We start from the raw sequence: 7,035 nt of genomic DNA on the forward strand, positions 1-7,035 counted from the left end.
AAATCTGATAAAAATGGAATCGTATCGTTCACCGAATTATCCTATGGTACTTATTATGTGAAAGAGATCGCTGCGCCGAAAGGCTACCAGTTATCCACGGAAGTTCGAGAGGTGACAGTGGATAAGGAGGTAGTAGATGCAGGGACATTCGACAATGAATTAATCATCGTCGAAGAACCAAAAGGGTCTATCCAGTTTACGAAAATCGAAAAAGGAACGGGTAAACAATTAGAAGGAGCTACCTTCCGTCTGTATATGGATAAGGAATGTACAAAGGAAGCGGGCCACGCAGATGTGAAATCTAACGAAGATGGTATCGTTTCGTTTACGGATCTGCCATACGGCACCTATTATGTGAAAGAAATCGTTGCACCGGAAGGCTACCAATTGTCGACTGAAATTAGAAAAGTGACCGTGGACAAGGAAAAGGTGGATGAAAAGAGATTCGATAATGTCCCAATCAAAGATGAAACAGAACTAGGTTCCATTAAGATTATGAAAATCGACTCTAAAAATAAAGAGGTATTGGAAGGTGCCGAATTCGCCCTATATCAAGGGGAAAGGTTTATTTCTACAGGTAAAACAGATAAGCATGGAATTGTTACATTTGAAAAATTACCATATGGTACATATTATATTAAAGAAACGAAGGCACCAGAAGGCTATCAGCTTTCAGATGCAGTAATAACAATTGAAGTAAATGGTAACCAGACGGTGGAAATTGAGTTTGAAAATCATTTGATCGAAAAAGAGGTAATAACTGATTCACCAGAAGATGATTCATCAAATATACAAGTACTTGTTCCAGAGGAACCGCTAGCTTCTAATCCTGCTGGGGGAGTAACGGAGGATTCCGAAGATCATAACAAGACAAATATAGATGTTATTGATAGGCTCCCGCAAACTGGGGATACTTCATCAAGAATTCTCATTACGTTGGGTATTGTTTTGATCATGGCAGGTATTTTATTACTAACAAAACGAGCAAAAAGATGAATTGGGCTTTATGAGAAAAATAGGTGGTTTATTATTTCTGGTTGGCGTTGTTTGTTTACTTTATTCTTATCATATTCAAGAGAAGCAAAAAGAAAGTATTAATCAATTGCAGTCTGTATTAGAAGCTATTCGCAATATGGATAATACCGGCAGGTCAGAATCCATTAAAGAAGAATTGAGCTCCTCTTTCAATATAGATAAGGCAGATATCAAAAGGCTTATTATACTGTCTATTCCATCAATTGAATTGGAGGCTCCTGTATTGCCTGAACCAACGCAGGAATATTTAAACGTCGCATTAACCCAGATAAGAAAGAATCAAGTACCCGGTCAGGGCAATTTCACCATTGCTGGACATAATAGCGTGGTATATGGAAGGCATTTTAATCGGTTGGATGAGATAAAGATAGGTGATCAAATCCAGTTGGAAGGCAAGCAGGGTAAATTTGTCTATCAAGTTGAGTCAAAAAAGATTATAAAGCCAACTGATGTAGATGTCCTAAATGAGACTCCAGGGAAAAGAGAAATCACTCTGATTACTTGTACGAAAAGCGGAGCAAAACGAATTGCTGTGAAAGGCCACATAATAGCGAATGAGTAACTATTTTGAGGGTCACTGGGAAATTTACCACGAACAATAGAATAGATAAGAGGAGGACTCCCGTATGTTCGGGGGTCCTTTTATGTTATAAAACATTCCCATTTATCCCATGGCATGAGCGGCTCGTTTCCTTCAAACACTAATAAGCAAATAAGGCCAGTGACAGGCTTTAAAGTGAATTTGAGGTGTTTATATTGAATACAGTTTTGAATTTTACTGCCTTTCGGAAGGAGAAGCAGCAGCAATATGAGCGGGAAGCCTTGAAGGATTTCTCATTGGAGCTGCTTGGCCGGCATTACCGCCACTTAGCCAAAGGACTTAAGTCGCTTCCTGGTTATCCGCTGGAGCCGGCTGAAGAGCATTGTTATGATATGGCCGTTGAATCCTTCCTTTTAGGATCTGCCTACAGTAAGTTCGCTAAGTATGGCGAATCACCGGAGGAAATCATGCGGCGGTCCAAAAGGGAGCTGGATGCACTCGCTGCCCAGCTGTTTTATCATTTGAACCAGCCAATGGGAGAGGCTGCACCTTTTCTTGAGGATACCCTGCGTTCACTTACGCGGGAATACGTGACAACGTGGTGGCTCGAGGGATATTCAAAGGGTATTCAGCGGCACAAAACGCGAATGAAGAAATAGTTCGGGTTCTATCCTCTAACCTTGTCCCATAAGATACAGTAAATAGGATTCTTGGGTAAAGGGGATTGAATATGAACTTACGGAAGAAGCTGATTGTAACTGGATTTCTATTAGGTGTGGCCGTTCTTTTTTTGTTGACGACTTACAAGATGAACCAGGATGCTTCTTTTAAGGCGTGGAATCTTCCGCTGGCAGGCAAAGTAATCATCATTGACCCAGGGCACGGGGGTATTGATGGCGGTGCAGCCTTTAAAGGGGTTATTGAGAAGAATATAACACTCCCTATATCCATGAAGCTGAGGGATTACCTGCAGGAACAGGGGGCCCTTGTTCTCATGACAAGAGAAGAGGATATAGACCTTGCTGATGAAAAGGCGGGTACGGTCAGGGAGCGGAAACGGACTGATCTAATCAATCGAACGAATTTTATTAATGAGTCTGAGGCTGATATGTTTATTAGTGTTCATGCCAATGCCTTCCCACAGAGCAAATCAAAGGGAGCCCAAACTTTTTATTCCCCAAAATTTAAGGAAAACAAACGGGCTGCTAAGCTGATTCAAGCAGAGCTTATCCGCACCTTGAACAACTCAACAAGGCATGCAAAGCCGCTTGAAAATGTTTATTTGGTTAAGTATGCTAAAAAACCTGGAGTGCTGGTGGAGGTCGGTTTTTTGTCTAATGACCAGGAGCGGAAGGACCTTCAGAATAAGGTGTATCAAGATGATATTGCACTCTCTATTTATACAGGGGTTATCCGCTATTTCTTAAAGGAAGATGTCGCTGATTGACGGGTAAAGGCAAATCCTGCTAAAGATATCTGGCGAGTATGGTATACTTAAAGCGTTTACTAATACATACAAGGTAGGTGTCGATAGTGCTGACAGAAGCAAGTGTGAAGGAATTGCTCAAAGATATTAAAGACCCATTTTTAAATAGAACCCTTGAAGAAACCAATGGAATCATTGAAATAAAGATAAAAGAAGAGAAGCAGCATGTAAGTGTGAAGGTCGCGATTGCTAAGACGGGAACCGCCGAACAGCTGCAAATTCAGCAGACTATTGTTAATGCGCTCAAAGAAGGCGGAGCCAATACAGTAGGAATTCGCTTTGCGGATCTGCCTGCAGAGGTGCTGGAGAAATTCCGTGCCTCCATGCCGAAAGAAGAGAAGGGGCTGCTTGATAGCGATACGACCTTTATCGCCATTGCGAGTGGTAAGGGCGGTGTTGGTAAATCAACTGTATCCGTTAATTTAGCTGTAGCATTGGCTCGTCTTGGTAAGAAGGTTGGCTTGGTCGATGCGGATATTTATGGCTTCAGTGTGCCTGATATGATGGGCATCCAAGAAAGACCAACCGTAAAGGGAGAACGTATCTATCCGGTGAATCGAATGGGTGTAAAAGTTATTTCTATGGGGATGTTTGTTGAGGATAATGCGCCAATTATTTGGAGGGGCCCTATGCTTGGCAAAATGCTCAATAATTTCTTCCAGGAGGTTGAATGGGGAGAACTTGACTACCTCCTTCTTGATCTTCCGCCGGGAACAGGTGATGTAGCGCTTGATGTACACTCCATGCTTCCATCTTGTAAGGAGATTATCGTGACAACTCCACATCCAACAGCTGCCTTCGTAGCGGCTCGGGCAGGAGCAATGGCTCTTCGTACGAATCATGAAGTGATTGGTGTTATCGAGAATATGTCTTACTATGAAAGTAAAACGACTGGTGAGAAAGAGTATGTTTTCGGACGCGGCGGCGGAGAGAAGCTGGCAGATGAGCTTGAGGCAGAGCTGCTTGGCAAACTGCCATTAGGACAGCCGGATTGGAATGATGAGGAGTTTGCTCCTTCTATCTATGCTGAGGATCATCCAACAGGGGAGATCTTTACGGAAATGGCTGAGAAGATTACAAAGATTGTCGGCAAGTAAAGGAAAAGCAGGAGGCTGTCCCAAAAGGGGACAGCCTTTTTTTACTCCTGACTATCAAGAGATTATTGGGAGGGTTCGGATTGGCTTGATGAACTATCTTCGCTTTTCTTGGATGATTTTTCATCGGAAGCCTTCAGCAGGATATCACTGATTTGTTCCTGGTAGAGAGGGTTTTCGAGTGTTTCAGTGACAAGCTTCTTCAGCTCCTTGCGCACGTCCTTCTCCTTTAGAATGCTGATAAATTCCTTCTGCATATCAGCACTCTTTAAGACATCTGTTAAAAGGGCAGTATATTCAGGGTCTTTCATTAAGTCCTTTAAAAGGTCAGTGTGAGAAGATTTCATCCCCTTGGCCAATGCTTTGACGAAATCATGATCACTGAAAGCCTTTTTCCAAAAATCCATTTCTTTCTCTGATGTCAGTGTCGTCTCAATTGTTTTTTTAATCGTCTCCTCATCCATGATAAGCTCGGCCTTCACATTCTTATCCGCAAGGGCATTTTGGATGGCTTTTTTACCTTCATCGGTCTCTAGGACATCGACAATCATCTTCTTCTCGTCTGAATAAGAGTCAGCATTCTTTTCGTCACTGCCTTCGCTGCAGCCTGAGGCGAGGGCGATGCTGCAGCAGGCAATCGCGACACCTAGTGCTTTCTTAGACATAGGGCTGTCCTCCTTATCATAAAAATCTACATAGATAGCATGAGACAGAACGTAAAAAATATACATGGTTGGCAGAAATGATAGATTTTTGAAAATCTGATTGGTACAATTTAGAAGAACATACATAGAGGGTGGGGAAGTATGAGTAGTCGATACTGGGTGAAATTATTTATGAATACATTGTTCATTGGCGGAATTACCGCAGGAGTCGTCGGCTTGATTGTTGCTTGGGAGGACTTTCGAGGTCAATCATTATTAGGCCTGTTCACAAGCTTCCTGTGGCTTATGGGTATAGGGTTTATCTTTAGTGTCATTAGTCAGATGTGTTTCTTTGCCTATTTGACTGTGCATCGGCTGGGTCTTTCTATTTTTAAATCAAGTTTCTTGTGGAATGCAGTTCAGCTTGTAATCGTCGTCATTGTTTTAGCCGACCTTGCTTACTTGCGCTTTGTCTTTTTTGCGGGAGAGAATGAGGCGCTTTCCTCCTTCATCGGCTATCCGATTCTGCTGCTGATTGTCGGACTCGTTGTTGGAGCTGCCAAGGTTAAGCAAACAAATCGTCATGCTTTTATTCCGGCGCTGTTCTTTATGATTGTCGTGACAGTCATTGAGTGGTTCCCGGTACTTAGAGTAAATGAGCAGGAATGGATGTATTATATGCTGATTCCGCTGCTTGTTTGTAATGCCTATCAATTATTGATTTTGCCAAGGTATCATGAGAAAAGTGAGCAGGCAGCTAAGGAAAGAGAAGAAAGAAAAAGACTGAACAAGAGAAAGACTGTGCAGTCTTGATAGAAAAAGCCCCCTCTAGAAATTAGAGGGGGTATTTTTTAATATTCTACTTTTGTTACGTCAATGAGCATACCGGTACCTTTAAATAGATAAGACTTATTGGTGATTTCCTGACTTGTCGAATCGGAATTCGAAATCATTTCAGATACTGTGAGCAGTTTGAGGTGTTTCTTATCAATTTCCTTCTTAATGAGCGGGAGTGCCTTCGCTGTTTGCTTAGCTGCATCAGAGGCATGAAGAAGGACGATATCCCCCTTTTTGGCCTGCGAAACATTTTCAATAATGACAGAGGTGCCAGGGTTCTTCCAATCCATTGAATTAATACTCCAGTGAATGACGCTCATTTGCTGCTTTTCAGCAATTTTTAGAACACGCCGATCTACATCACCAGTTGGGGTGCGCAGTAAAACGGCGCGTTTGAGTCCGGCTTTCCGAAAGGCCTCCTGTCCCTTCTGGATATCGGCCTCAATTTCTCCTTCCTCAAGCTCCGTATAGTCCTTATAGGAATAGCCCAGCAAGCCAATTTCGTATCCTTGGTCAACGATTTGCTTGACGATATGAGGGTGTCTTTCAACCCAGGATCCAGAGAGAAAGAAGGTGGCGGCACTGACCTTCTCGTGCTTCAGTGTTTTGATTATGCCTTCCGCTTTTTCATCCCCCCAGCCAATGTTAAAGGTTAAGGCAAGTCCTTTTTCGCCTTTGTAGATGATTTTTGGGTCTCCTTTAATAGAGAAGGAAGGGGACACGGCCATAAACTCAACATAAAAGAACAGCGCGGTAAAGAATGCGATAATAATGAGAAGAAGCAATTGCTTTCCCTTGCGGATATTTGTGACAAAAAAGAAGGGCATCGTTTTCACCTCGTCCATATTTACTCATAATAATGTATTTGAAGAGGTGGACAAATATAACTGCATGCCTGTATAAAAGTCGGAGAAGAGTCGATGCTATAGAAAGTGATCAGAGAGAAAGGAATTAGGTATATGATTGGAATGCTGCTCACAGCAAAGGAAGCAGGCGAATTGGAGATGCTCTTAAAGGCAGAGCTTGATGAGCTCCTTTGTGACGTGATGCTGAAAAAGGAGTTGCCATTAGTGAAAAGGGCAATGGAGGAGCGGTATCGAATACTTTTTGGGGTATATGGCAGAATTGCTTCAGAGGGTGATAAATACAAGTATCAAACGGCTTTGAAAATGTTGAAATAAAAAATGAAAAAAAGCATTGACTCCTAGGTGGATAGCTGATATATTTATATACGTTGTCACGAAAGAAGTTATCCCAAAAGGATAAACGGCTTGAAAAAAACTTTAAAAAAGTTGTTGACAGCAAATAAGTTATCTTGATATAATACAAAAGTCGCTAACACGACAGATTGTTCTTTGAAAACTAAACAAAACGAAACGCTAAGCAAGTCTTAAAACT

The 7,035-nt window shown here is 42.1% G+C and carries 9 protein-coding genes; 7 read left to right on the plus strand and 2 right to left on the minus strand.

Annotated elements, in window-relative coordinates; genetic code table 11:
• The 5 genes from ACI35L_RS13960 to ACI35L_RS13980 all read left to right on the plus strand — a co-directional run.
• A partial coding sequence (locus ACI35L_RS13960; RefSeq protein WP_439803133.1) for a SpaA isopeptide-forming pilin-related protein occupies positions 1-996 on the plus strand: 996 nt, incomplete at its 5' end.
• Positions 997-1,006: 10 nt separating this feature from the next.
• Positions 1,007-1,597 (plus strand): class D sortase, encoded by a 591-nt coding sequence (locus ACI35L_RS13965; RefSeq protein WP_053103782.1) that lies wholly within the window; start codon positions 1,007-1,009, stop codon positions 1,595-1,597.
• 194 nt (positions 1,598-1,791) lie between these two features.
• Entirely contained in the window at positions 1,792-2,235 is a 444-nt protein-coding gene (locus tag ACI35L_RS13970) for a DUF2521 family protein (protein WP_049672512.1), read from the plus strand.
• A gap of 71 nt (positions 2,236-2,306) precedes the next feature.
• Entirely contained in the window at positions 2,307-3,023 is a 717-nt protein-coding gene (gene cwlD / locus ACI35L_RS13975; protein ID WP_049672511.1) for an N-acetylmuramoyl-L-alanine amidase CwlD, read from the plus strand.
• A gap of 362 nt (positions 3,024-3,385) precedes the next feature.
• Positions 3,386-4,159 (plus strand): P-loop NTPase, encoded by a 774-nt coding sequence (locus ACI35L_RS13980; RefSeq protein WP_269431806.1) that lies wholly within the window; start codon positions 3,386-3,388, stop codon positions 4,157-4,159.
• A gap of 62 nt (positions 4,160-4,221) precedes the next feature.
• On the opposite strand, the gene gerD is transcribed toward ACI35L_RS13980, so the two are convergent.
• Positions 4,222-4,821: a spore germination lipoprotein GerD gene (gene gerD, locus ACI35L_RS13985; protein WP_049672509.1), complete on the minus strand. Its 600-nt coding sequence runs from the start codon at positions 4,819-4,821 to the stop codon at positions 4,222-4,224.
• A 141-nt stretch (positions 4,822-4,962) separates the two neighbouring features.
• Here gerD and ACI35L_RS13990 point away from each other — a divergent pair, with 141 nt between their 5' ends.
• Positions 4,963-5,613: a KinB-signaling pathway activation protein gene (locus tag ACI35L_RS13990; RefSeq protein WP_049672508.1), complete on the plus strand. Its 651-nt coding sequence runs from the start codon at positions 4,963-4,965 to the stop codon at positions 5,611-5,613.
• A 38-nt stretch (positions 5,614-5,651) separates the two neighbouring features.
• Here ACI35L_RS13990 and ACI35L_RS13995 read toward each other — a convergent pair whose 3' ends face one another.
• Positions 5,652-6,464: a polysaccharide deacetylase family protein gene (locus ACI35L_RS13995; RefSeq protein ID WP_082197220.1), complete on the minus strand. Its 813-nt coding sequence runs from the start codon at positions 6,462-6,464 to the stop codon at positions 5,652-5,654.
• A 132-nt stretch (positions 6,465-6,596) separates the two neighbouring features.
• On the opposite strand from ACI35L_RS13995, the gene ACI35L_RS14000 reads away from it, so the two are divergent.
• Positions 6,597-6,818: a hypothetical protein gene (locus ACI35L_RS14000; protein ID WP_049672507.1), complete on the plus strand. Its 222-nt coding sequence runs from the start codon at positions 6,597-6,599 to the stop codon at positions 6,816-6,818.
• Positions 6,819-7,035 lie beyond the last annotated feature (217 nt).

Origin of the sequence: Pradoshia sp., assembly GCF_051873915.1 — a bacterium.
In the GTDB taxonomy this organism is placed as follows: Bacteria; Bacillota; Bacilli; order Bacillales; family Pradoshiaceae; genus Pradoshia.